This window comes from Saccharothrix syringae, from assembly GCF_009498035.1.
In the GTDB taxonomy this organism is placed as follows: domain Bacteria; phylum Actinomycetota; class Actinomycetes; order Mycobacteriales; family Pseudonocardiaceae; genus Actinosynnema; species Actinosynnema syringae.
This window is the reverse complement of record NZ_CP034550.1, coordinates 3,758,650-3,783,041: the sequence shown is the minus strand read 5'-3', so window position 1 is coordinate 3,783,041 and position 24,392 is coordinate 3,758,650. Positions and strand designations below refer to the sequence as shown.

General features: G+C 74.1%; 20 protein-coding genes. 3 read left to right on the top strand and 17 right to left on the bottom strand.

Annotated features, from left to right (window positions below):
- Window positions 1–6: 6 nt before the first annotated feature.
- From EKG83_RS16810 to EKG83_RS16800, 3 genes are read right to left on the bottom strand one after another with little or no spacing between them, the layout of a single operon-like run.
- The gene (locus EKG83_RS16810; protein ID WP_033430934.1) at window positions 7–1,791 is read right to left on the bottom strand and encodes an ATP-binding cassette domain-containing protein; all 1,785 of its coding nucleotides are present in this window, start codon (window positions 1,789–1,791) and stop codon (window positions 7–9) included.
- On the bottom strand, window positions 1,788–3,686 hold the full coding sequence (locus tag EKG83_RS16805; protein ID WP_084716369.1) for an ABC transporter ATP-binding protein: 1,899 nt from the start codon (window positions 3,684–3,686) through the stop codon (window positions 1,788–1,790). Before EKG83_RS16805 ends, EKG83_RS16810 begins: the two co-directional genes overlap by 4 nt.
- Window positions 3,687–4,595 (bottom strand): glycosyltransferase, encoded by a 909-nt coding sequence (locus EKG83_RS16800; protein ID WP_033430935.1) that lies wholly within the window; start codon window positions 4,593–4,595, stop codon window positions 3,687–3,689.
- Window positions 4,596–5,201: 606 nt separating this feature from the next.
- On the opposite strand from EKG83_RS16800, the gene EKG83_RS16795 reads away from it, so the two are divergent.
- Window positions 5,202–6,407, top strand: coding sequence for a glycosyltransferase (locus EKG83_RS16795; protein WP_033430937.1), 1,206 nt, complete (start codon window positions 5,202–5,204; stop codon window positions 6,405–6,407).
- 127 nt (window positions 6,408–6,534) lie between these two features.
- On the opposite strand, the gene EKG83_RS16790 is transcribed toward EKG83_RS16795, so the two are convergent.
- The 5 genes from EKG83_RS16790 to EKG83_RS16770 form a co-directional block, all read right to left on the bottom strand.
- Complete coding sequence (locus tag EKG83_RS16790) at window positions 6,535–7,527, bottom strand: ABC transporter ATP-binding protein (RefSeq protein WP_033430938.1); 993 nt, start codon at window positions 7,525–7,527, stop codon at window positions 6,535–6,537.
- On the bottom strand, window positions 7,520–8,494 hold the full coding sequence (locus EKG83_RS16785; protein ID WP_228122645.1) for an ABC transporter ATP-binding protein: 975 nt from the start codon (window positions 8,492–8,494) through the stop codon (window positions 7,520–7,522). The genes EKG83_RS16790 and EKG83_RS16785 overlap by 8 nt, the downstream gene beginning before the upstream one ends.
- Window positions 8,495–8,502: 8 nt before the next feature.
- Window positions 8,503–9,402 (bottom strand): ABC transporter permease, encoded by a 900-nt coding sequence (locus EKG83_RS16780; RefSeq protein WP_033430940.1) that lies wholly within the window; start codon window positions 9,400–9,402, stop codon window positions 8,503–8,505.
- A complete protein-coding gene (locus tag EKG83_RS16775) occupies window positions 9,395–10,318 on the bottom strand; it encodes an ABC transporter permease (RefSeq protein ID WP_033430941.1) in 924 nt (307 codons plus the stop codon). Before EKG83_RS16775 ends, EKG83_RS16780 begins: the two co-directional genes overlap by 8 nt.
- A gap of 67 nt (window positions 10,319–10,385) precedes the next feature.
- Window positions 10,386–12,011 (bottom strand): peptide ABC transporter substrate-binding protein, encoded by a 1,626-nt coding sequence (locus EKG83_RS16770; protein WP_033430942.1) that lies wholly within the window; start codon window positions 12,009–12,011, stop codon window positions 10,386–10,388.
- A gap of 423 nt (window positions 12,012–12,434) precedes the next feature.
- On the opposite strand from EKG83_RS16770, the gene EKG83_RS16765 reads away from it, so the two are divergent.
- Together EKG83_RS16765 and EKG83_RS16760 are read left to right on the top strand one after the other, a co-directional pair.
- Entirely contained in the window at window positions 12,435–14,222 is a 1,788-nt protein-coding gene (locus EKG83_RS16765; protein ID WP_153278170.1) for an amidase domain-containing protein, read from the top strand.
- A 74-nt stretch (window positions 14,223–14,296) separates the two neighbouring features.
- Window positions 14,297–15,454, top strand: a complete 1,158-nt coding sequence (locus tag EKG83_RS16760) for a hypothetical protein (RefSeq protein ID WP_033430944.1) — start codon at window positions 14,297–14,299, stop codon at window positions 15,452–15,454.
- Window positions 15,455–15,503: 49 nt separating this feature from the next.
- Here EKG83_RS16760 and EKG83_RS16755 read toward each other — a convergent pair whose 3' ends face one another.
- The 9 genes from EKG83_RS16755 to EKG83_RS16715 all read right to left on the bottom strand — a co-directional run bounded on the left by EKG83_RS16755 (window position 15,504) and on the right by EKG83_RS16715 (window position 24,368).
- On the bottom strand, window positions 15,504–16,160 hold the full coding sequence (locus EKG83_RS16755) for a response regulator transcription factor (RefSeq protein WP_033430945.1): 657 nt from the start codon (window positions 16,158–16,160) through the stop codon (window positions 15,504–15,506).
- Window positions 16,142–17,242, bottom strand: a complete 1,101-nt coding sequence (locus EKG83_RS16750; protein ID WP_153278169.1) for a hypothetical protein — start codon at window positions 17,240–17,242, stop codon at window positions 16,142–16,144. Before EKG83_RS16750 ends, EKG83_RS16755 begins: the two co-directional genes overlap by 19 nt.
- Window positions 17,235–18,512: a sensor histidine kinase gene (locus EKG83_RS47855; RefSeq protein ID WP_228122644.1), complete on the bottom strand. Its 1,278-nt coding sequence runs from the start codon at window positions 18,510–18,512 to the stop codon at window positions 17,235–17,237. The genes EKG83_RS16750 and EKG83_RS47855 overlap by 8 nt, the downstream gene beginning before the upstream one ends.
- 124 nt (window positions 18,513–18,636) lie before the next feature.
- The gene (gene cysS / locus EKG83_RS16740; protein WP_033431038.1) at window positions 18,637–20,118 is read right to left on the bottom strand and encodes a cysteine--tRNA ligase; all 1,482 of its coding nucleotides are present in this window, start codon (window positions 20,116–20,118) and stop codon (window positions 18,637–18,639) included.
- Between the two features lie 155 nt (window positions 20,119–20,273).
- Window positions 20,274–21,680 (bottom strand): carboxylesterase/lipase family protein, encoded by a 1,407-nt coding sequence (locus EKG83_RS16735; RefSeq protein WP_084716370.1) that lies wholly within the window; start codon window positions 21,678–21,680, stop codon window positions 20,274–20,276.
- 51 nt (window positions 21,681–21,731) lie between these two features.
- Window positions 21,732–22,388 (bottom strand): response regulator, encoded by a 657-nt coding sequence (locus EKG83_RS16730; protein WP_153278167.1) that lies wholly within the window; start codon window positions 22,386–22,388, stop codon window positions 21,732–21,734.
- Entirely contained in the window at window positions 22,388–23,371 is a 984-nt protein-coding gene (locus EKG83_RS49410; protein WP_033431041.1) for a sensor histidine kinase, read from the bottom strand. The genes EKG83_RS16730 and EKG83_RS49410 overlap by 1 nt, the downstream gene beginning before the upstream one ends.
- Window positions 23,372–23,465: 94 nt before the next feature.
- The gene (locus EKG83_RS49405; RefSeq protein ID WP_033430947.1) at window positions 23,466–23,699 is read right to left on the bottom strand and encodes a hypothetical protein; all 234 of its coding nucleotides are present in this window, start codon (window positions 23,697–23,699) and stop codon (window positions 23,466–23,468) included.
- A gap of 267 nt (window positions 23,700–23,966) precedes the next feature.
- The gene (locus EKG83_RS16715) at window positions 23,967–24,368 is read right to left on the bottom strand and encodes a MerR family transcriptional regulator (RefSeq protein ID WP_211269082.1); all 402 of its coding nucleotides are present in this window, start codon (window positions 24,366–24,368) and stop codon (window positions 23,967–23,969) included.
- Window positions 24,369–24,392 lie beyond the last annotated feature (24 nt).

Sequence of the window (24,392 nt, the reverse complement as noted above, 5' to 3'; positions counted from 1 at the left end):
ACACGCTCAGCGGTAGGACTTCGCCTGGAGCGCGAACAGCTCCGCGTACAGGCCCCCGCCGGCGACGAGCGCGGCGTGGTCGCCGACCTCCACCACCCGACCGCCCCGGACCACGACGATCAGGTCGGCCGTGCGCACCGCGGAGAACCGGTGGGACACGAACACGGTGATCCCCCCGGTCCGGCGGGCCACCCGCTTCGCGTGCTCGGCGTACCGCCGGAACAACGCGTGCTCCGCCTCCGGGTCCAGCGCCGAGGTCGGCTCGTCCAGGACGAGGAGCAGCGGGGCCTCCCGCATCACGGCCCGGCCCAGCGCCAGCTTCTGCCACTGGCCACCGGACAGCTCCACGCCGTCGGCGTAGCTCTTGCCGAGCCGGGTGCGCAGGCCGTCGGGCAGGCGGTCCGGCAGGTCGGCGGCGTCGGCGCGGTCCAGCGCCTCGCGGACGGCCGGTTCCGACGACATCCTGGGCAGGTCGCCGAGGCCGACCACCTGCCCGACCCGGAACTCGTACCGGACGAAGTCCTGGAACCCGGCGGCGATCCGCGCGCGCCACTCGGGCAGCGCCAGGCCGCGCAGGTCCGCGCCGTCGACCAGGACGCGCCCCGCCGACGGCCGGTAGAACCCGCAGAGCAGCTTGACCAGGGTCGACTTGCCGGCGCCGTTCTCGCCGACGACCGCGACGGTGGCGCCGGCCGGGAGGTGGAGGTCGACCTCGCGCAGCACGGGGGCGTCGGTGCCCGGGTAGGCGAAGGCCACCCCGGCGAAGTCGATGCCGTGCCGCAGCCGCGGCGGCGGCGAGTCGCGGGCGGCCACCGGGTCGGGCCCGGTCACCGACGCGGCGGCCTCGGTGAGGCGCCGGTAGGCGCCCGCCATCCGCTGCAGGTCCTGGAGGAGGGTGACGGCCGTGGCGACCTGCTGGTTGACCTGGGCGGCGAGGACGACCACCAGCACGACGTCGCCGACACCGCGCCGCCCGGCGATCGCGTCGCGCACCACGAGCAGCACGCCCGCGACGTACGCGAGCGCGAACACGACCTGCCCGGCCGCGCGCAGCCACGTCGCGGTCAGGTGCGCGCGCCACAGGCCCCGGGTCGCCCGCGCCCACAGCCGGCCGTGCCGGGCGCGCAGCTCGTCCCCCACCCGGGACACCCGCAGCTCGCCGGCCAGGCGGGCGGAGGTGGTCAGGTGGAACAGGTTGAGCGCGGTCCTGGTCGGCTCGGCAGTCGCGGTCCGGGCGCGGTCGAGCACCCGTTCGGCCGCGCGGCCGGCGAGCAGGGGCGGCACCGCGGCGACGGGGAGCAGCAGCAGCAACGGGTTCCGCCCGGCCAGCAGGACCGCGGTGAGCACCACGGCCAGCAAGAGGCCGACACCGTTGAGCAGCGCCTCCAGGCCGGTCCGGAACCGCCCGCCCTCCTGCCGCAGCACGGTCCAGGTGTCGGCGTGCTCGGCCCGCTCGTGGTGCTCGATGCCGGGCGAGCCGTTCGACACCTCGACCACGCGCTCGTCGAAGTCCAGCTCGGCCAGTTCGGACAGCTCGTAGTAGGCCAGGTGGGCGAAGTGCGAGAGGGTCAGCGCGGTGACCGCCAGCACGGCGACGGTCACGCCGGCGAGCACCGCGCGCCCCGTGGCGCCCGCGACGACCTCGCGGGTCATCCACCCGAGCGCGGCCGCCAGCAGCGGTGCGGCGACGGCGCCCGCCGTCATCAGGGCCACCGCCAGCGCGGTCTTGCGCGGGTTCAACCGCCACGCCGTGGCGATCATGGTCCACGCGCCGGTCAGCAGGACCCTCATCCGGCCGCGTCCGCGAACCGGTCCGCCTGCAACCGGAACAGCTCGGCGTAGCGCCCGTCGCGGGCCAGCAGGTCCGCGTGGCCGCCCTGCTCGGTGACCCGGCCGTGCTCCAGGACGACGATGAGGTCGGCGTGCCGCACGGTGGAGAAGCGGTGGGAGATCAGCAGGGTGGTCGCGCTCCCGGCGAGACCGGCGAACTCCTCGAAGAAGCCGGCCTCCGCGCGCACGTCCAGGCTCGCGGTCGGCTCGTCGAGCACCACGACCCGGCAACCGCGGCGCAGCGCGAACAACGCCCTCGCCAGCGCGACGCGCTGCCACTGGCCGCCGGACAGCTCCGCCCCGCCGGTGAGGTGCCGCGCCAGCGGCGTGTCCAGCCCGCGCGGGAGGCGGGCCACGGCCTCGGTGAGGCCGACCGAGTCGACCACCTCGCGGATCGTCGCCCGGTCGTCCGGGGAGCCGACGGCGCCGAGGCCGACGTTGTCCGCGACGGACGCCTCGTACCGCACGAAGTCCTGGAAGATCACGCCGAGCCGGGCGCGCCACTCGTCGACCGGGAACCGGCGGATGTCGACGCCGTCCAGCGTGATCCGGCCCGCGGTCGGCTCGTAGAGCCTGGCGAGCAGCTTGACCAGGGTGGTCTTGCCCGCGCCGTTCACGCCGACGACGGCGGTGCGGCGGCCGACGGGGATGGTCAGGTCCAGGCCGTCGAAGACCGGTCGGTCCTGGCCGGGGTAGCGGAAAGCGACCCGCTCGAACCGGATGGCGCCGACCGGCTCGGGCACCGGCGACCGGAGCGCGGTGCCGGGGTGCCGCTGCCCGTGCTCCTGCTCGTGTGCGTCGACGTGCTCGGCGAACCGCCGCACCGCGTCGTGGGCCCGCATGCCGATCGCGGTCGGCAGGTCGGCCTCCGGGTAGTGCTCGGCCAGCCGCAGCAGGCCCAGGGCCGACGTCGCGACCAGGACGAACCCGGTGAGCGTCAGCTCGTGCGCCGTCGCGCCGACCACCGCGAAGACCGCGCCGGTGACCACGAGGCCCACCACCGAGAACCGGACGAACGGCCACAGGTAGATCGCGCGGCGCTCGGCCCACAGGGGTTCGAGGTGGCGGAGGTGGGTGTCCCGCAGGCGTTGCCGCAGCCAGCCGAGCAGGCCGAAGACCCGGATCTCCTTGGCGGCGGCCGCTCCGCCGGCCAGGTCGCGCAGGTAGTCGACCTCGCGCCGGCCGGCCGCGAGCCGGGACCGGGTCATGGCGTAGCGGCGCAGCCCGCCGCGCTGGCCGTGGCGGAACAGCAGCACGGTGACCACCAGTGCCGTCGCGGCCGGCCACGAGAACACCACGCCGATCGCGACCGCGCAGCCGGTCAGCTCGGTGTAGCGCGCGATCAGCGCGAGCAGGCCGGTGGCCGCCCGGCCGGGGCTCTGCACGCCGAACTCCAGCTCCCGCGCGGCGCTCCGCAGCGCGTCGAGGGCCCGCTGGTCCTCCAGCGGCCCCAGGCCGGTGCTGCGCAGCGACGCGGCCATCAGCTCGTCGAACACCCGGCCGTCGACGCGGCGCGCCACCAGCTCGCCCAGGGCCCGTTCCACCGGGGAGAGCAACTGCCCGGCGACGAACGCGCCGGCCGCGACGGCGAACACCGCCACCAGCGAGTGCCACGCCCCGGAGCCCACCCCCGCCTCCACCGCCGCCGGAACCCGCCCGAGCACCGCGGCCGTCGCCACGGTGAACACGACCGGGAGGCAGCCGAGCAGCAGGTCGGTCCCGACCAGGGCGGCGACCAGCCCGTGACCGGCGTGCGGGAGCAGCCGGGCGATGTCCCAGCGTGCGGCGAACTGCTCCCGCGCGGTGTTTCCCCATGCGGCGAACCGTTCCCGCGCGGTGCGGGGCCGGCGGCCCATCTACCGGGCCCGCGCCAGGTAGTCGGCGCAGGTGGGCAGCCCGCGTTCCGCGATGACCTCGTTGAACAGCGAGAAGCGGATCGCCGGTTCCTCGGTGAGCAACCGGGTGATCGGCGTCCGGTACTTCTCCGCGATGTAGCGGTAGTTCTCGCGGGCGGACCTGCTGTTGTCGCCGTGGTCCTTGTCGTGCGGGTAGTGGAGGGACCTCGCCGCCCGGTCCACGCCGAACCGGGCGCCGTCGCGGTGCAGCCGGTAGGCTAGGTCCAGGTCCTCGCCGCCCCACTGCCGGAACGCCTCGTCGAACATGCCGACCGCGCGCACCTGCTCCGTGCGCGCCGACGCGTGGCAGGTCCAGTACATCAGCCACGGGGCGGGCAAGTGGCCGAAGTCGTCGGAGTACCGGGTGTAGAACGGTTCGCGCACGTCCGGCCACGCCCCCGTGCGCGCCATGGACTCGATGGTCGAGTCGACGTCGTCGGTGTCGACGGCCTTGCGGATGAGCCGGGCGTCCTCGTTGCCCAGGTTGAAGCAGTACACGTAACCGTTGAGCGCCAACGGTTCCGGCGTGGCCTCGTGGGCGGTCACGTGCGCGCTCAGGCTCGTCGAGTGCAGCAGCACGCCGGAGTCGACGAAGACGCAGATCTCGTTGCGGGCGTGCCGGATGCCGACGTTGCGCGCCCGGGCGACCCGGAAGCCCTCGTCGGGCTGGTGGAAGTAGCGCAGGTCGACCCGGTCGTCGAACTCCCGCACCGCGTTCGCCGTGCCGTCGGTGGAGCCGTCGTCGACCACCAGCACCTCGAACCGGTCGCGGTGCAGGTCCTGCGCGGCCAGCGAGGCGAGCGTGAGGCGGAGCAGCCCCTCCCTGTTGTAGGTCGGGACGATGACCGTGCAACGCGTTGAGCTACCCACGAAAGGCTCTCCTCACCGGGGTCCCGCCGGGTGGTCGCGTGCCCGGGCGATCACCACCGGTCACCGCGCGAAGTCTGCCGAGGGTCGCGAGCGTTGGTCAACACCTTCGCGGGCCCGGCCGCGGTCGCCCTTCGGCACCCAGGGGGGCGGCGCTCCGGCACGCCTCGGTCGACGAGGTGGTCCAGCCGCTCGGTCAGGGCCATGCGCGGGATGTCGAGGTCGCTCGAACCGGTTCGCGTGAAGGCCGGTGCGGCCTGCGGGGCGCGGTCACGTTCGTGCGGTGAGCGGGAGCTCGGCGCGGTGGTTGAACGTCCGCTGCTGCTGGAGGAGCGCGCGGACCACGCCCTCGGAGCCCATCCCCACTTCGCCGGGCACGACCCGGCTCCCACCGGAATCCCTGATCCCGGTGTGGTCGATCGACCGGGGATCGGTGAATGGCCACAACGACAGGTCCTGCGTCAAGGCTCCGGGAAACGCTGAAGCACCCGCAAAGCGGAAAACCCAACTCCCGCCACCTTCAACTTATAACACACAGGGGGTCTTGCGGCAAGCCCCCGCAAATACCGCACAATTCCCCGCCGAAAGCAAAAAAAGGGGGATTCACCAATGCGCGTACTGCTGACGACCTGGGGATCACGCGGGGACGTCGAACCGCTGGCCGCCCTGGCGGCCGCACTGCGGGACCTCGGCGCGGAACCGCGGGTCTGCGCACCGCCGGACGAGGACTTCGCCGAACTGCTGGCCCGCGTCGACGTCCCGCTGATCCCGCTGGGCCCGACCGTGCGCTCGGTGGTCGCCAACCCGAAGCCGCCGACCGCGCGGGACGCGTTCCGGCTCGCGCCCGAGCTGGTCGCCGCCCGGTTCGACACCCTCGGCACCGCCGCCGAGGGCTGCGACGCGCTGCTGGCCACCGGTCTGCTGCCGGCCGGTGCTCGGGACGTGGCCGAGAAGCTCGGCATCCGCTACGTCTACGCCTGCTTCCACCTCCTCGGCCTGCCCTCGCGGCACTTCCTCCCCGGCGCGCGGCCCGGCACCACGCTGGAGGGGACCGACAACCGGGCCCAGTGGGAGCAGGACGCCCAGCGGGTCAACGACCTGTACGGGCCCGCGCTCAACAGCCACCGCGCGGCGATCGGCCTGCCGCCGGTGGACAACGTCCGCGACCACGTCTTCACCGACCGTCCGTGGCTGGCGGCGGACCCGGTGCTGTGCCCGTCGGAGGGCATGACCGACCTCGACCTGGTGCAGACCGGCGCGTGGGTCCTGCCCGACGACCGGCCGCTCCCCGCGGACCTGGAGGCGTTCCTGGACGCCGGCGAGCCACCGGTGTATGTGGGCTTCGGCAGCATGGCCGCCTACGCGCCCGAGGGCATCGCGCGGGTGGCCACCGAGGCGGTCCGCGCGCAGGGCCGCCGCGTCCTGCTCGCCCGCGGCTGGGCCGGGCTGGTCCCGGTCGACGACGCCGCGGACTGCTTCGTCGTCGGCGAGGTCAACCAGCAGGCGCTGTTCCCGCGCGTGGCCGCCGTCGTGCACCACGGTGGCGCGGGCACCACCACGGCGGCCGCCCGCGCGGGCGCGCCCCAGGTGGTGGTGCCCCGGATCGCCGACCAGCCGCACTGGGCCGCCCGGGTGGCCGAGCTGGGCATCGGCGCGGCGCACGACACCTCGACGCCCACCGTCGACTCGCTGTCCGCCGCGCTCACCGCGGCCCTGGCACCGGGCACCCGCGAGCGCGCCGGGGCCGTGGCGGGCACGATCCGCGCCGACGGGGCGGTGGTGGCCGCGAAGCTGCTCCTCGAACCGGCGGGCTGAGCCGCCCGATCCCGCGGCGCCGGTCCGGCCGACGCCGCGCGCCCCACCCGGGACGAGCCGGTCCGGTCCACCCCGGGCACCACGAACGACCGACGGCGGGGCCCGGCGACCCCGGGCCCCACCACCGTCACGGGACGACGTGCCGCTCCTCGGCGAAGTGGCAGGCGCTGGGGTGCCCGCCCCGGTCGACCAGGGCCGGTTCCTCCACCGCGCACACGTCCCGCGCCTTCCAGCACCGGGTGCGGAACCGGCAGCCCGACGGCGGGTCGACCGGGGACGGCACGTCCCCGGTCAGCCGGATCACGTCCCGCTGCCCGCGCAGCTCCGGGTCGGGCACCGGCACGGCCGACAGCAGGGCCTGCGTGTACGGGTGCGTGGGGTGCTCGTAGATCTCCCGCTCGGTCCCGATCTCCACGACCTTGCCCAGGTACATCACGGCCACCCGGTCGGACAGGTGCCGCACCACGGACAGGTCGTGCGCGATGAACACGTACGACAGCCCGAACTCCCGCTGCAACCCCGCCAGCAGGTTCATCACCTGCGCCTGGATGGACACGTCGAGCGCGGACACCGGCTCGTCGCACACGATCACCTTCGGCCGCAGCGCCAGCGCCCGCGCGATGCCGACGCGCTGGCGCTGCCCGCCGGAGAACTGGTGCGGGTAGCGGTTGATGTGCTCGGGGTTCAACCCCACCACGTCGAGCAGCTCGCGCACCCGCCCCGCCCGGGAACCGCGGGGCGCGACCTCCGGGTGGATGTCGAACGGCTCGCCGACGATGTCGCCGACGGTCATCCGCGGGTTGAGCGAGGTGTACGGGTCCTGCAGGACGATCTGCATGTCCCGCCGCCACGCCTTGAGCGCCGCGCCGCTCAGCGAGAACATCGGCTGCCCCTCGAACAGGGCCGTGCCGGACGTGGGCGGTTCCAGGCGCATCAGCACCTGGGCGAGCGTGGACTTCCCGCAGCCCGACTCGCCCACGACGCCCAGCGTCTCACCCGCCTTGAGCGAGAACGACACGCCGTCCACGGCGCGCACCCGGCCGATCGTCCGCCGGAACAGCACCCCGCGCGTCACCGGGAAGTGCTTGACCAGGTCCCGGACCTCCAGCAGCTCAGCCACGGACGACCTCCTCCGCGAAGTGGCAGGCACTGCCCCGCCCCGGCCCCAGCGGCGCGAACGCGGGCACGTCCACCGCGCACACGTCCTCGGCGCGCGGGCACCGCGGGTGGAACGGGCACCCCGGCGGGATGCGCAGCAGGCTCGGCGGCAGCCCCCTGATGGTCTCCAGCGCCGAGTGCTTCGACGAGTCCAGCCGGGGCAGCGACCGCATCAGCGCCGCGGTGTACGGGTGGCCGGGCGAGCGGAACAGCGACACCGCGTCGGCCTGCTCCACGATGCGCCCCGCGTACATGACCGCGATCCGGTCGGCGACCTCCGCGACCACGCCCAGGTCGTGCGTGATCAGCACCAGCCCCATGGACCGCTCGCGCTGGACCTCCCGCAGCAGGTCCATGATCTGCGCCTGCACGGTCACGTCGAGCGCGGTCGTCGGCTCGTCGGCGATCAGCACCTCGGGGTCGAGCGCCAGCGCCATCGCGATCATGGCCCGCTGCCGCATGCCGCCGGAGAACTGGTGCGGGTACTCGCGGACCCGCTGCGCCGCCGACGGGATGCGCACCAGGTCCAGCAGCTCGACCGCCCGCGCCCGCGCGTCCTTGCGGCTCATGCCGCGCCGCAGGCGCAACTGCTCCTCGATCTGGAACCCGACGGTGAACACCGGGTTCAGCGCGGACAACGCGTCCTGGAAGATCATCGCGACGCCGGAGCCGCGCACCGCGCGCCGCCGCTCGGGCGAGGCGGTCAGCAGCTCCTCGCCGTTGAACCGCACCGAACCCCGGGTGACGAACGCGGGCGGCGTGTCCAGGATGCCCATGACGGCCTGGGCGGTGACGCTCTTGCCCGACCCGGACTCGCCGAGCACGGCCAGCGTCTCGCCCGCCGCCACCGCGTAGCTCACGCCGTTGAGCACCCGCGCCACGCCGTCGCGCGTGCGGAACTCGACGTGCAGGTCCTCCACTTCCAGCACAGCCCACCTCACCGCAACTTGGGGTCGAGGGCTTCGCGCACGGCGTCGCCCAGCATCACGAACGCCAGCACGGTGGCGGTCAGGAACCCGGCCGGGAACAGCAGCGCGTGCGGCGCGACCCGCAGGTAGTCCTTGGCGCTGTTGATCATCACGCCCCACGACACGACCGGCGGGCGCAGCCCGATGCCCAGGTAGGACAGGGTCGCCTCGGCACCGATGAACGCGCCGAGCGCGATCGTCGCGTACACCAGCACGGGTGCCACGCAGTTGGGCAGCAGGTGCTTGGCGATGATCCGCGACGGCGGCGCGCCCAGCGCCCGCGCCGCCTTCACGTAGTCCTGCTGCTTGGCGGCGATGGCGGTGGACCGCATGATCCGCATCGACACCGGCCACGACAGCACCGAGATCGACAGCACGACCTGCGCGACGATCCGCACCGTGCCCGCGTCGCCCGCCGCGTTCAGCGTGGTCAGGATGACGATCGCGCCGAGCACGAACGGCACGCCCACGAAGATGTCCGCGACGCGCGAGACCACCGCGTCGAGCCACCCGCCGTAGAACCCGGCGAGCATGCCGAGCGTCGCGCCCACCAGCGCCACGCCGACCGCGGACAGCAGCCCCACCACGATCGACGCCCGCGCGCCGTACACGACCCGCGTGTAGATGTCGTAGCCCTGGTTGTCGTAGCCGAACCACGCCTGCGACGACGGCGCGCCGCGCGAGCGGGACAGCTGCGCCAGGTTCGGGTCGCCGGACGCGAACAGCCCCGGGAACAGCGCCATCAGCACGACCAGCGTGATGATCGACACCGCCACCCAGAACAGCGCGCGGCGGCGCAGGGCGTGCCAGGCGTCGCCGAACAGGCCGCGGGGGCGTTCCTCCACGAGCGTGGCGATCTGCTCAGTCATAGCGAATCCTCGGGTCCAGGACGGCGTAGAGGAGGTCCACCAGCAGCGTCATCAGCAGGTACACGAGCACCAGGACGGTGACCACGCCGGTGACCATCGCGCCGTCCTTGGTCAGGATCGAGCGGAACACCAGGCCGCCGACGCCGGGCACGTTGAAGATGCCCTCGGTGACGATCGCGCCGCCGAGGAACGCGCCCAGGTCGGTGCCGAGGAAGGTGATCACCGGGATCAGCGAGTTCCGCAGCAGGTGCACGCCCACCACGCGGCGTGGCGGCAGGCCCTTGGCCAGCGCCGTGCGCACGTAGTCGGCCCGCCTGTTCTCGGAGATGCTCGCCCGCGACAGCCGCGCCACGTACGCCATGGACAGCGACGCCAGCACGAACCCGGGCACGACCAGGTTGCCGATCGTCGGGCTCGTCACCGTCGGCGAGATCAGGCCCAGTTGGAGGCCGAACACCAGCTGCACGACGTAACCAGTGACGAACACCGGGATCGAGATGAGGAACAGCGTCGACACCAGCACCAGGCTGTCCAGGAACCCGCGGTTGCGCAGCCCGGACACCACGCCCGCGGTGATGCCGATGACCGCCTCGACGACCAGGGCCACCAGGGCGAGCTTGAGCGTGACGGGGAACGTCGCGGCGATCCGGTCGGAGACCTGGAGCCCCGACGAGGTCAGCCCGAAGTCGCCCCGCAGCAGGTTGCCCAGGTACTTGGCGTACTGCACGAGCAGCGGGTCGTCGAGGTTGAACCTCTCCCGCATCGCGGACACGTACGACTCGGGGCAGTCCCGCTCGCCGCACTTGCCCTCGAACGGGTCGCCGGGCACCGCCCACACCATCACGTAGATCAGGAACGTCGTCCCGAGGAACACCGGGACCATCTGGAGCAGCCTGCGCAGCACGTAGCGCCCCAACGGAGCCTCCCACCGCCGGGGGCCGGCCCGGAGGACCGCTCCGGGCCGGCCCGAGATCCACCGAGCGCTACGCCACTTCCACGGATTCGAGGTCGAGGGTGCGGAACGGGTCGAGGTTCGCGACCTTCAACCGGTCGGACTTGCCGGCGATGGTGTACTGCGTCCACAGCGGGATGGTCGGCACGTCCGGCGCCATGATCCGCTCGGCCTCCAGGTACAGCTCGATGGCCTTCTCCTCGCTCGGCGCCCGGTTGGCCTCGGCGAGCTTCGCGTCGAACGCCGGGTTGGAGTAGAGGCCGTCGTTGGAGGACGCGCCGGTGCGGTACAGCGGCGTCAGCCAGTTCTCGATCGACGGGTAGTCGGCGATCCAGCCCGCCCGGTACATGCCGGTCATCTCGTGCGCGTTGACCTTCTGGCGGAACTCGCCGAAGCTCGTCGACGGCACGAACCGGGCCTCCACGCCGAGCGTGTTCTTGATGCTGTTCGCCACCGCCTCGGCCCACTCCTGGTGACCGCCGTCGGTGTTGGACAGCAGGATGATCTCGCCGGTGTAGCCGGACTTCGCGAACGCCTCCTTGGCCTTCGCCTCGTTGAACGTGCAGTAGTCACCGCACTGGCCCGGCTTGTACCCCTTCATCAGCGGGTGCACCCAGCCGTCGGCGGGCTTGCGGGTGCCCTCGAAGATGCGCTGGGTGATCTCCTCGCGGTTGATGGCCATGGAGATCGCGCGCCGCAGCTCCACGTTGTCGTAGGGCGGCAGGTAGAACGGGAACGCGATGGTCTGCATGTTCAGCGTCTCGCGCTGCACGACCCGGTCGCCCAGGTCCGTCTCGTACTTCTTGCCCGCCAGGGCGTTGGGGGGCAGCTCCTCCATGAAGTCCAGGTTGTTCGCGACGAGGTCCGCGTAGGCCGACTCGCGGCTCTGGTAGACCTTCAGCGTCAGGTCCTTGAACTTCGGCTTGTCGTCGCCCTTGTAGTCGTCGTAGCGGGTCAGCTTGATGTCGGTGCCGACCGCGCGCGAGGCGAACTTGAACGGGCCGTTGCCGATCGGGGCGGCCTCGAACGCCTTCTGGTCCTTGAAGAACGCCTCCGGCAGCGGCGCGAACACCTCGTAGCCGATGGTGACCGGGAAGACCGAGAACGGCTCGGACAGGGTGATGGTGAACTGGTTGTCGTTGTCGACCTTGAGCCCGGACATCTCCTTGACCGCGGGCGTCGGCGCCTGCTGCGGCCCGTCCGCGCCGTCGGGGTCGTCCGGGTGGACCTCGTCGAAGCCCTCGATCTGGGAGAAGAAGCTGGCGCCCTGGGTGGCGTTGGGGCCGTAGGCGGTCCAGTTCCAGGCGTCCACGAAGCTCTTCGCGGTGACCGGCGTGCCGTCGTGGAACGTCCAGCCCGGCTTGATCTTCACGGTGAAGACCTTGGAGTCGGTCGTCTCGATCGACTCGGCCATCGCGTTGACCGGCTGCGCGTCCTCCGCCCGGTACTCGACGAGCCCGGTGAACATCGCGTCGAGCACCCGGCTGCCGCCCACCTCGGTGGTGTTGCCGGGCACCAGCGGGTTCTCCGGCTCGGTGTTGAAGATCGTGATCCCGGCGTCGGTGTTCGAGCCCGACGGGGTCTCCTGGGCGGCTCCGCAGCCGGCCGCCACCACGGCGACCGCGAGTGCTGCGGGAACTAAGCGTGCACGTGACATGGGTCCTCCCACCTGTTCGGGTTCGACCGAGCAGAGCTGACCGCCTCCACAACGTTGGGTGGACGCTATTGGGGCAGTGGCGGGGGCCACATGGGTGCAGTGATCACAAACTCGTCACGGCTGATCCCAGTTGACAGTTGCGGATCGAAGCACCGAAGTCGATCAACCGGCACCCCGAAGGCAGTTGTCCGGACCGGTCCACGACCGCTCGACCAGCGCGAACAGCCCGCCCGATGATCCCGGTGGCCGATTCCGGACAACGTCGGGCATCGCCGCGGACCGCCCGGACAACGGCGACCACACAACCGCCCGGCGCACGGCGGGCGCGCCGCGGTCGGCCGGTCGGCGTGCGTTCGGGTGCAACCGTGTTCTGTCGGGCGAACGACCGACAGCGCCCGCGCCCGCGGCTCCTAGCGTCGAGCCGTGCCCAGAAACCGATTGGCCACCAGGTTCGTGATCGGCGCGACCGTCGTCGCGCTGGCGCAGTTCGCGGGACCCGCCACGGCCGAGGTCCCCGAGCTGATCACCAACGCGCCGTACCCGGTCGACGACACGATCAGCAGGTCGCTGACGCCGAACCTCTCGGTGTACGCGCCCGCCCGCCCCGGCAGGCCGGCGCCGTCCGTCGAGTTCGAGCTGTTCGGCGCCGACCGGACCGCGCGGCTCGCCGGCGCGACCGGGACCCGCGGCCAGGACGGGCGGGTGAACTGGGTCGTACCGGCCGGCGTGCTCGCCGACGTGAACGAGTACGCCTGGCGCAGCCGGGTCGTCGTCAGCGGCAGGCCGGGCGCCTGGTCGGAGTTCCAGGTGCTCGTCGCCGACACCGCCGAAGGCGTGGACCTGCCCTCCAGCCCCCCGACCCCGCGCGCGGTGGAAGGGCTCGCCGTGACACCCGCGGACGGCGGCGGGTACGTGACGTGGCAGGGTGCCGACCCCGGTCCCGGTGCGTTCGTGACGCACTACGTGGTGGAGGCGTACCCGGCAGGCGGCACCACGCCGGCGGCGCAGGTCGTGGTCGACGGCACCGAGGACCACGCGGTGGTCGGCGGGCTGTCCGCGCAGGTCGAGTACGAGTACGGCGTCACCGCGCTCAACGACTGGCACGCCGGTCCCGCCGCGCGCACCGGGCCCGCGCGGCCCGCGGTCGCGCCGCTGCCCGCGGCCGAGTTCACCACCATGTCGACCGAGTACCTGCTGGCCCGCGGGAAGCTGTCGGCGGGCGAGGCGGCCACGCCGGCCGAAGCGGCGGAGGCGAGCCCGAGCCGCGACGCCATCCGCGACGCGGTGCTGACCGACGGCCCCGAGGACGTGGAGCAGCGGGAGTTCCTGGCGAAGCGACGCCTGGACATCACCTCGCACGTCGCGAGCCTGAGCGACGTGGTCGTGCTGCCCAGCCCGGACGGCGCCACCGTGACGGTGCTCGCCACCGCGGAGCAGACGTTCGGCCAGCGCGCCACGTCGACCGACGGCGGGGTCCAGCAGGTGCCCGAGGAGCGCAGCGGCCGGTACGAGTTCTCGTTCGTCCCCACCGCGGGCGCGGTGGGTGCGCGCAGCGCCGGTGCCGCGTGGGAGCTGGCCTCCGCCACGCCTCCGCCGACGAGCGTCGAGGAACCGGTCCCACCGGCCGCCGCCGAAGCCACCGAGCCGGACGACGGCCCCGTGCCGGAGCCGGTCCTCACGGACGGGGACTCGTTCGTCGAAGGACCACCGCTGATGCAGGCCGAGGGCGTCAACACGAACAAGATCGCGGACTACGCGAACAGGTACTGGAGGTCCCCGAACAAGAGCTTCAAGATCAAGGACAAGAACCGCGACTGCACGAATTTCGCGTCACAGGCCCTGCGCTACGCCGGCCTGAAGAAGAAGAGCGGCTACTACAAGTCCGACAGCGCCTGGTGGTACCACGGCGTGTGGCCGATCTACGGGTCCTACACCTGGTACGCGGCCCACAACCAGTTCAAGCACATGTACAAGAAGCGCCGTGCGGTCTTCCGCGGTTACTTCAACCAGGCGGTCCGCGGCGACATCCTCTACTTCGACAACACCGGCAACGGCACGATCGACCACGTCGCGGTCGTCAACGGCGTGTGGAAGAGCCACATCTTCTACACCCAGCACTCGGACCCCCGCAGCAACGTCCCCCTCTGGGACACGTTGAGGCTGAAGAAGAACCGGAACATGAAGGTCTACATCGCCCACGTCACCGGCTGACCGGACCGGCGCGGACCGGGCGCGGTACCAGGGGGGTCGCGCCCGGCCCGTGCCCAGGAGAGGACCCGAACCGCATGTCCACGAACGAACCCACCCGGCGCCGGTTGCTCACCACGGCCGCGGCCGGCCTGGCGGCGGGCGCCGCCGCCGTCGCCGCTCCCGGCACGGCGACCGCCGCACCCGGCGGCTCCGTGCTGATCGGCCGCACCAACGACGCGGGCCAGGACGCGGGCTCGACGTTCCTGGTCACCGACAGCGACCGGGGCCACGGCCTGCACGTGCACCAGAACGGCACGGCGTACGGCATCTGGGGCGTCTCGGTCGGCGGCCCCGGGGTCGTCGGGCGCACCGAGAACCCCGACCTGACCGGCGTGCGCGGCGTCAACGGCGCCACCACCGCCGCCGGCGGCTGCGCGGTGCGCGCCGTCGGCACCCTCCAGCACGGCCTCCGGGCCGACACCTCGAACGCCGAGCGCTGGGCGGCGATCGCGGAGAACCTGGCCGTCACACCGCCCGCGGGAGCACCGGCGGGCGGTCTGCTCGCCACCGGCGGCCCGCACGGCGTCGGCGTGCACGGCCGGGGCACCGACGGCGTGATCGGCGAGGCCAGCTCCGAGCTGGGGTTCGGCCTGGTCGGCAAGGTCGCGCCGGGCAGCACGGACGGCGCCGCGCTGTACGCCAGGGGGCCGTCCATCCTGGAGGGCTTCACCGCCGTCGACGGGGGCATCGACACGCTGGGGCCGCAGACGTACATGGACAGCGCGTTCCTGGTGCCCCACCCCGGCGGCGGTGACCGCTACCTGCAGCACGCCGCCGTGCACTCGGCCGAGCGCAAGAACATCTACGACGGGACGGTGACGCTGGACGCCGCCGGCCGGGCGACGGTACCCCTGCCCGCCTACGTCTCGGCGGTCAACGGGTCGTTCCGCTACCAGCTGACCCCGATCGGCGCGCCCGCGCCGTCGCTGCACGTCAGTCGCGAGGTGGCGGGCAACTCCTTCGAGGTCGCGGGCGGCGGCGCCGGGCAGGAGGTCTGCTGGTCGCTGACCGGCGTGCGCACCGACCGGTACGCGGTCGACCACCCGTTGCAGGTGGAGTTCGGCGCCGTGCGCGCGTCGGGGGTGACGGGGGCCGCGCTGGCGAACCGCTCCCCGGAGCTGCGCGAACGCCGGGCCGCGCGGTTCGCGGGGTTCGCGGGGAGGCCGGGTGAGGTGCCGGGCGGGAAGGGCTGAGCACACCGCTCCAGCCGGGTCGCCGGGTTCCGGGTCACCGGGCGTCGGGTCACAGGTCGTCGAGCCGGATCAGGCCGTCCTGGACGGCCCGCGCGACCAGGGCGGCCTTGGTCGGCGCGGGCCGACCCGCGTTGGCGTACCGGACGCGGGCGCGGTCGATGTAGGTGTTGACCGTCTTCACGGACAGGCCGAGCTTGCGCGCCACCAGGTCCTTGGACTCGCAGGCGAACCAGCTCACCAGCACGTCCACCTCCCGCGCGGTCAACCGGGGCCGGTCGGACCGGCGGTCGGTGCTGATGGCGCGGGCCATCGTCGGCGTGGTGAACGGCGCGTTGTGGCGGGCGGCGCGGATCGCGGCGATCAGGTGGGCGGGCCCCTCCGCCTTGGTCAGGTAGGCCGACACCCCGATGTCGAGGCACGTGAGCACGGTCTCGCGGTCGTCGCGCATGGTGTAGACGACGACCCGGCGACCGACCTCGACGAGGTGGCGCAGGTCGGCGAAGGCGGGCACCCGGCCGTCGAGGTGCAGGTCGAACACGACGACGTCGGCCCGGCCGCCCTCGCCGGTCCACGCCACGCCGGGCGTCGCGCCGACCTCGACCACCTCCACGGGCGGTTCGGCGGCGGCGCACCAGGCCCGGATGCCCGCCACCACGACCGGGTGGTCGTCCACCACCACGACCGTGGTCACCGCGTCGCGCCCCACGTCGCCTCCACCCACACGCGTTCCCCTTCCACCAGGCTCGTCACCGCGATCGACGCCGGGTCCTCCACCGGCACCGGGCCGTGGTTGGTGCCGTCGGCCACCACGCTCACCGTCACGGCCGACGGCGTGCCCAGCACGACCACCCTGGCGCTGGTCCGCGCGGTGGCCAGCACCCCGGACACGGCGTCGACCAGGGACCGGCGCGCGGGCGCCGGCGGCTGCGGTCGCCCGTCGCCCAGCTCGACCTGCACCACCACGCCGCGCCGCTCGGCCAGCTCGACGCAGGCGAGCAGCTCGTGCGCCAACGGGTCGGGCGCCCGGTCGTGCTCGGCGAACAGCCGCCGCACCCGGGCCGCCTCCACCGCGTACCGGGCGCGCACGCGGTCGTCGGCCAGGTCGGCGTCCCCGGCGGCCAGGTCGGCCAGCAGGGGCAGCACGGTCGGCAGGAGCGCGGCGCAGCGGGCCTTGTGGTCCTCGTGGCGCCGGCGGGCGACGGCGTCGCCGAGGCGGGCCTCCTCCTCGCGGCGAGCGGCCAGGGCCGCGTCGTCCACCAGCCGCCGCACCACCGCCGTCGCCGCGACCACCGGCAGCTGGTAGCCGAGCACCAGGACCGTCACGACCACCAGCCCGCCGGCGTCCTGCCCGACCGCGGCGGTGTAGCCGAAGCTCGCCACCACGTGCCCGGCCAGGAAGGCGCACGCGGCGGGCGCACCCAGGTCGAGCAGCACCAGCAGGCCGAACCAGCCGATCAAGCCGTAGGACCACTCGAACTCCGACAGCAGGTACTCGGCGCGCACCCCGGTGACCGCCAGCACCGACCCCGCGACCACGAGCCCGAGCAGCACCCACCGCAGCCGCCCCGGCGGCCGGTCGAGCACCACGTACCGGCCCGCCACCAGGGTGACCGCGGCGAGCAGCCCGAACGCGACCACCTGCTGGGCCGTCGACCGGTGGGCCGCGCCACCGGAGACCAGCAGCGGCAGCGCGAAGCCGACCAACGACACCGCGGTGACCAGCAGCGTCGCCAGCCGAATCCCGCGCAGCAACCGCCCGGCGGCGACCGACCGCACCGCCTCATCCACGGGACCACGCCAACCTGACCGACGTGCCGCCACCGGGCCTGCTCACGACCTCGGCCCGGCCACCCGCCTGCGCCATGCGGTCGACGACGGACAGCGCGATCCCCCGGCGGTGCGGCGAGACGCGGTCGGGGTCGAACCCGCTCCCCCGGTCCTCCACCTCGACCGCCACCACGCCGCCGCCGTCCCGCACGCACAGCCGGGCCTCGCCCACCCCGGCGTGCCGCACGACGTTGACCAGCGCTTCCCGCACGGCCCGGCGGACCGCGTCCGCGACGGCCGCCGGCACCGGCAGGGTCACCGGCCCGGTCACGCGCACGTCCAGCGGCGAGTTCCGCGCCTCGTCGCGCAGCAGGGGGACGAGGTCGAGGTCACCGGCACCCGCCCGCCCGACCACCCCGGCAACGCCAAGACCACCGGTGCGCACCTGCCCGGCCGGCGCGGCGACGCCGGGGTCACCCGCACCCACCCACCCGACCGGCGCGAGGTCGGGACCACCACCCCGCACCTGCCCGACCACCCCGGCGACGCCAGGGTCACCCGCACCCGCCCAGCCGGCCGGCGCGAGGTCACCGGCGCCCACCGGCCCGACCAACGCGGCGATGTCCCGTGCCGCACTCCGCGCCAGCCCGTCGACCACCCCGTTCCCGGCGGCGAACAGCGTGGCCGCGGCGGTGTCGTGCAGCACCGCCAGGTGCGCCAGCTCGTCGGCGCGCCGGACCCGGGCGACCTCGGCCTCCCGCCGGGCCCGCTCGGCCTCGGCGATGGCGGCGTCCGCCGCCCGGCCCGCCGCCCGCACCAGCAGGAGCATCCCGCGCGACATCCCGGCCTCGGCGAACGTCCACAGCGCCACCGGCAGCACGGCGAGCCACCCGCCGGCACCGGCCACCACCGCGCCCACGACCCGGCTCGCCACGATCGCGCCCGTCAGCACCGCGCCACCCCGGGCCGTGACGTGCCACTGGTGCGCCACGGCGGTGATCGAGGCGAGCGTCAGCACCCAGTTCGCGCTGTCGGCCAGCGAGTCGGCGCCCACCAGCCACCGCTGGGCCAGGCAGAGGCCGCACACCACCCCGACGTCGACGACCAGCACCCACCCGCGCGGCGCGCGGACGGCGAACACCGCGCCCCACACCAGCAACCCGAGCACGACGGCGGGCGGCGAGGGCGACCCGACCGCGACGGCGATCGCGAGCCCCACCAGCACCGCGGTCCGGAACACCACGGCCAACCGGCGCCCGGTCCGCAGGACCCGCACCTCAGCCGCCCCCACCCCGGCAGAATCCCACGCACCCGCCCCGCGTGACCCGGGTTCCGCGAATCCCCCTCGGCTCCACGCCGGTGATCCACCCGGACGGACGACACCGGTGGCACGCCGCGGGCACCGCCGGAGCCGGTCAGTCCGGCGAGCCGGTCGCCACGGGTTCCCAGTGCGACCCGGTCGGGGTGTCCACCACCCGCACCCCCAGCTCCGCGAGCTGCGCGCGGATCTCGTCCGCCCGCGCCCAGTCCCGGTCGCGGCGGGCCTGCGCCCGCGCGGCCACCAGCTCCTCGACGAAGTCCGCCGCCACCGCGAGCTCGCCGCCCGCGGTGACCTCCTCCGGCGACAGCGACCGCAGCCGCAGACCCAGCAGGACGTCCACCGCGGCGACCAGCACCGCCTTGTCCGCCTCGCCCAGCGCCTCGTCGCGCAGCACGCCGTTGAGCTCGGCCAGCACCCGGGCGGTGTTCAGGTCGTCCGACACCGCCTCGTCCACCCGCGCCAGCGCGGCGCGACCCGCCTCACCGGTCAGCGCCGCGTGCGCCGCGGCGAAGGTGGGCACCTCCGGCAGCGGCCGCAGCGGGGCCACCCGGCCCAGCAGCCGCCGCAGGGCCGCCGCGGCGGCGCGCAGGCCCTCGTCGCCGATGTCCATCTGGCTGCGGTAGTGCGCCCCGAGCAGGTGGTACCGGAACACCAACGGGTGGTACCCCGCCGAGACCACGTCGCGCAGCACCGGCATCCGGCCCCGGGACTTGGCCATCTTCTGCCGCCCGAACAGCACGAACTCGTTGTGCATCCACAGCGGCACCCACCGCGCCGCGTCCGCCACGCCGAGGAACGCCGTGCTCTGGGCGATCTCGTTGACGTGGTGGATCTCCCGGTGGTCCACGCCCCCGGTGTGGATGTCGAACCGGTCGCCGAGCAGGTCGCGGCTCATCACCGAGCACTCCAGGTGCCAGCCGGGCACGCCGGGCCCCCACGGCGACTCCCAGTGCACCAGCCGCCGCCGGTCCCGCTCGGAGCGCCACACCGCGAAGTCCGCGCGCGAGCGCTTGCCCGGCACGACCTCCAGCCGCACCACGTCCGACTCCGCGCCCGCGGGCATGAGCGCCAGCAGCCCGTAGTCGGGCGACCGGCCGGTGTCGAAGTACAGCCCCGAGTCCAGCCGGTAGGTGAAGCCCCGCTCCTCCAGCACGCGCACGAACTCGATCATCTGCGGCACGTGGTCGCTCGCCCGCGGGTTGTGCGTGTGGGGCAGCACGTTCAGGTCGGCCAGGTCGCGGAAGTACGCCTCGGTGTGGCGCCGGGTGACCTCCCAGACCGAGGTCTCCTGCCGCCGCGCCGCCAGCTCGACCTTGTCCTCGCCCAGGTCGGTGTCGCCCACGGTGTGCCCGACGTCGGTGATGTTGACGGTCTGGACGACCTCCAGGCCCTTCCACTCGAACATCCGGCGCAGCGTGTCGCTGAAGACGTAGGGGCGCATGTTGCCCAGGTGGGGGTCCGAGTACACGGTGGGCCCGCAGGAGTAGATGCTCACCCGACCGGGGACCAGCGGCCGGAACCCGACCTGCTTCCGGCCCAGCGAGTTGTACAGCCGAGGCGTGACACCTGCCGCCACCGCGCGCCCCCCGAATTCCGACCCCGCACCCCACCGGGCGTGCCACGTGGTCCGGTCACGCCCGGGCGAGGCGCCAACGTACCGCATCGCACCGGGCCGATCACCGATCGCGCGCAACCGCGCTTCGGCACGGCCCCGGATGGCGGTGACCCGGTTCACCGGAAGTACCGGAAGTCGTACCCGTCCCACGCGGCGCGTTGGGCCTCCCCGGGGGCGAACACCAGGCCCGACGGCGTGTCCCAGGTCCTGGTGGCGCGCCCGTACCGGTACTCCGGCCACCCCGGGTCCCCGCTCCGGGCGAACGACGCCCACGCGTGCCGCATCCCGGCCGACAGGGCCCGTGCCGCGGCGGGATCGGCCCGGAACGCCTCCGCCCCGCCCGGGACCCCGGTGAAGCTCAACGTCCCGAACACGAACGGCAGCTCCGCGGTGTGCACGGCGGGCCCCCAGTCGAACCGGTACATGAAGCTGCGCGCCCACCGGCCCTGCGCCTCGGCGAGCCGGGTCGCCGGGACGCGCATGGTCTGGTCGGTGAGCATGGCCAGCACCTCGTCCGGTTCGTCGCGGTAGGCCGCGGCCACCTCGTCGAGGTCCAGCCCCGGCGGGAAGAACGCCCGGTACCGGTCCAGCGTCATCCGCGCGATCCCCAGGTCGAACTGGGCGAAGTAGCCCATCTCGTCCCGGTTGGAGCCGATCAGCACGTCGATCCCGCGCGCGTTCCCGGCCTCGACGGCGTCGATCACGGGCCGCCGGACCAGCTCGCCGTCGACGTGCGGTCCGAAGTGGACGGCTCCGGCCAGCGGGTCGGCGCCGACCAGCTCCTCCTGCCGGCGCAACACCTCCAGGGTGCTCATCCCGGTCAGGTCCACCGCGGGCTCGGGCCCGGAGTGCACCAGGTAGCCGGACCCGCTCTGCAGGACCACGCGGCGGAACAGGCGTTGCGGGTGGTCGGTGGCGAGCATGGCGCTCAGCGAGAACGCCCCCTCGGACTCGCCGACCGCCGTGACGTTCCCGGGGTCGCCGCCGAACGAGGCGATGTGCGCGCGCACCCACTCCAGCGCGGTGATCTGGTCGCGCAGGAAGAGGTTGTCCGCGCCCAGCAGGCCGAGGCGGTAGTTCAGCGTCACCACGACCGCGTCGCGGGCCGGCCGGGTGCCGTCGTAACGCGGTTCGTTCGCCGTGCCGAACCGCGCGGCGCCGCCGTGGACGAAGACGACCACGGGGTGCCCGCCGGGCCCGCGCGGTGCCCACACGTTCAGGCGCAGGCAGTCCTCGTCCAGGTAGACGGGCCTGTCGTCGGGGTACTCCTCGGAGACGTCGTCGCGGAACTGCGGGCACACCGCGCTCGCGTCGGTCGCCTCGAAGGTGCCCGACCACGGTCCGACCGGGACGGGCGGCCGGGACCTCGGCGCGTCCGCGTACCGGATGCCGCGGTAGACGCACAGGTGTCCGGCGGCCCGGCCCGCGACGGTGCCCAGTGAGGTCTGCGCCGTGCAGCCGGGTGCGCCCGCCACCGGGGTGGGCGCGACCAGCAGCGCGGCCAGGAGCACGATCAGCTTCATGCGCCCAGCCTCGCCCCGTCCCGACGACCGCGGATCGCCGGCGAGGGGGAATCAGGACCGGCCCGCGATGACCAGACCGGACTCGTAGGCGAACACCACCGCCTGGGCCCGGTCGCGCAGCCCCAGCTTGCCCAGCAGGTTGCTCACGTGCGTCTTGACCGTGTGCTCGCTGACGAACAGCGCACCCGCGATCTCCGCGTTGGACCGGCCGCGGGCGAGGTGCCGCAGCGTGTCCCGCTCCCGTTCGGTCAGCTCCGCCAACCGGGCCGCCAGCGCCGGGACGGCGTGGCCGCGCCGGGCGAGGTCCGCGACGAGCCGGCGGGTCACGCTGGGCGCGAGCAGCGCGTCACCGGCGGCGACGAGCCGGACCGCGTCGACGAGCTGGTCGCGGCGGATGTCCTTGAGCAGGAAGCCGCTCGCGCCCGCGGCGAGCGCAGCGTAGACGTGCTCGTCCAGGTCGAACATGGTCAGCACGACGACCTTGGCCGCGGTCCGCGCGCAGATCTCCCGGGTCGCGGTGACGCCGTCCACGCCGGGCATGCGGACGTCCATCAGCACCACGTCCGGCTCCAGCCCGGTCGCCAACCGGACCGCCTCGGCACCGTCCGCGGCCTCGCCCACGACGGTCATGTCCGGCTGCGCGTCGAGGATCATCGCGAAGCCGCCGCGGAACAGGTCCTGGTCGTCGACCACGAGCACGCGCAGCATCAGGTCGTCGGCAGGGTCGCGCGCACGGCGAACCCCGCGCCGCCCGGTCCCGGCCCGGTCCGCAGCGTCCCGCCGCACGCGGCCACGCGCTCGCGCATGCCGAGCAGCCCGAACCCGTCCCCGCCCGCGGGACCGCGGCCGTCGTCGACCACGTCCACCCCCAGCGCGCGTTCCCGCCAGCGCAGCCGCACCCGGACCGACCGGGCCGACGCGTGCCGCGCCGCGTTGGTCAGCGCCTCCTGGACGATCCGGTACACGGCCGCGTCCACCTCGGGCGGCACCGGCCGGGGCTCGCCCACCACCTCCAGCGACGCGACCCCGGTGACCAGCTCGTCCAGCGAGTCGATGCCGGGCGAGCGCAGCGCGTGGATGACCTCCCGGAGCCGCGCGACGGCACCGCGCCCGGTGGCCGCGATCGCGTCGAACACCTCGACCGCCCGGTCCGGGTCCGACCGCACGACCAGCGGACCGGCCTCGGCCTGCACGACCATCATGCCCACGGAGTGGGTGAGCACGTCGTGCATCTCGCGGGCGATCCGGGTCCGCTCCCGCGCGGCGGCAGCCGCGGCCTGCGCCCGCCGGGCCCTGGTGTTCGCGCCCAGCGCGTAGGCCGCCGCGTACGCCACCGCCAGGTACCGGTAGGTGGCCAGGTCGTCGTCCCCGGGGACGACCAGCGAGACCGTCACCCCCGCCGCCGCGACCAGCACCGCGACCAACCGCCAGGCGGGCGTGCTCGACGCCGCGATCACGGAGAACGCGACCAGCGGCCCGGCCGGGATCACCGGGGCCACGTAGAGCGTCGCGAGCGCGGTGGTCGCGAGCCCCACCACGAGCCCGACGAGCAGCGGCCGGCGGTGCACCCACAGCACCGGCGCCGAGGCCAGGACCGCCAGGGCGACCGCCGGCGGGCCCGCCGTCCACGCGACCGGCACCGCGGTCGCCGCCACCACCACCGCGGTCAGGGCCAGGTCACGTGTGCGCACGCCCGCCAGTATGTCGACGCCCACCGGCCCGCACCTCGCTCTTGAGGATGAACCGCGGCTGGTCCCGCGGAGCCGTGCCCGCCCCCCCGGTGGTTCACCGCCCCCCGCTCCATTCGGTCGGCGATCTGCCGGCGCCGGCTCGCGTCCACCTGGTCGGCCTGGTCCCGGAGGCGTGGGCGATCCGCCCGAGGGACTCGGCGATCTCCTCGGCCCGGTCCGCCGCGCGCCGGAGCCCCGCCACGGGCAGCCGGGAGCGGGCTCCCGGGTACAGCCGCCGCAGCGCGTCGTCGTCGGTGGTGGTCTCGCCGAGCACGGCCGCGAGGACCACCTCCTGGTCGGGGCGCGGTTCGCACGACCTCGACGATGCCGCCCGGGTCGGGCACGGTCACCGCGCCCCCGCACACCACCGGACCACCCGGTGTCCCCGGCCAGGGGTTGCCCCCGCGGGGAGGACCGCGCTGCGCGCGGTGACGTGCAGCGCACCGCCGCGGTCGACCGTGGCGGGGTTGACCGGTGCCCGTCCACCGGTGACGAGCGCGAGCGGGGCGCACGGATACCGGGCGCGCCGGGAAACCCACCGCGTGCCCCCGACCGGTCAGGAGCCGGCGGGCATCAGCTCCGCCACGTGGGCCCGGTAGTTCGGGCAGGTCGTGATGTCCTCGTGCGAGCAGTTCAGCCCGGCCTCGACGAGGTCGAGCGCCGACCGCAGCGCCGCCATCCTGGCCCGCAACGCCCGCTGGTTGCGGCGCAGCACGTCCTTGCGCGCCGGGGTGCGGAGGGAGGCGAGGAAGTCCCGGATGTCCGGCAGCGACAGGCCGGCCTGCTTCGCGACCACGATCGAGGCCACCCGGACCAGGTCGTCGCGGGTGTAGCGGCGGCGGCCGCCCTCGACGCGGGCGGGGGCGAGCAGGCCGACCGACTCCCAGTGCCGCAGCACGTGCGCCGGCAGGCCGAAGTGGTCGGCCACCTCGCCGATCGTCATCGGGCTTGACTTCATGTCGACATCAAGTCAGAGCATGGC

Coding starts and splice junctions, on each gene's coding strand:
- EKG83_RS16730 (WP_153278167.1), bottom strand. CDS start 22,388: ATGCTGCGCGTGCTCGTGGTCGACGACCAGGACCTGTTCCGCGGCGGC.
- EKG83_RS16735 (WP_084716370.1), bottom strand. CDS start 21,680: ATGAAGCTGATCGTGCTCCTGGCCGCGCTGCTGGTCGCGCCCACCCCG.
- EKG83_RS16810 (WP_033430934.1), bottom strand. CDS start 1,791: ATGAGGGTCCTGCTGACCGGCGCGTGGACCATGATCGCCACGGCGTGG.
- EKG83_RS16805 (WP_084716369.1), bottom strand. CDS start 3,686: ATGGGCCGCCGGCCCCGCACCGCGCGGGAACGGTTCGCCGCATGGGGA.
- EKG83_RS16780 (WP_033430940.1), bottom strand. CDS start 9,402: ATGACTGAGCAGATCGCCACGCTCGTGGAGGAACGCCCCCGCGGCCTG.
- EKG83_RS16770 (WP_033430942.1), bottom strand. CDS start 12,011: ATGTCACGTGCACGCTTAGTTCCCGCAGCACTCGCGGTCGCCGTGGTG.
- EKG83_RS16760 (WP_033430944.1), top strand. CDS start 14,297: ATGTCCACGAACGAACCCACCCGGCGCCGGTTGCTCACCACGGCCGCG.
- EKG83_RS16715 (WP_211269082.1), bottom strand. CDS start 24,368: ATGAAGTCAAGCCCGATGACGATCGGCGAGGTGGCCGACCACTTCGGC.
- EKG83_RS16795 (WP_033430937.1), top strand. CDS start 5,202: ATGCGCGTACTGCTGACGACCTGGGGATCACGCGGGGACGTCGAACCG.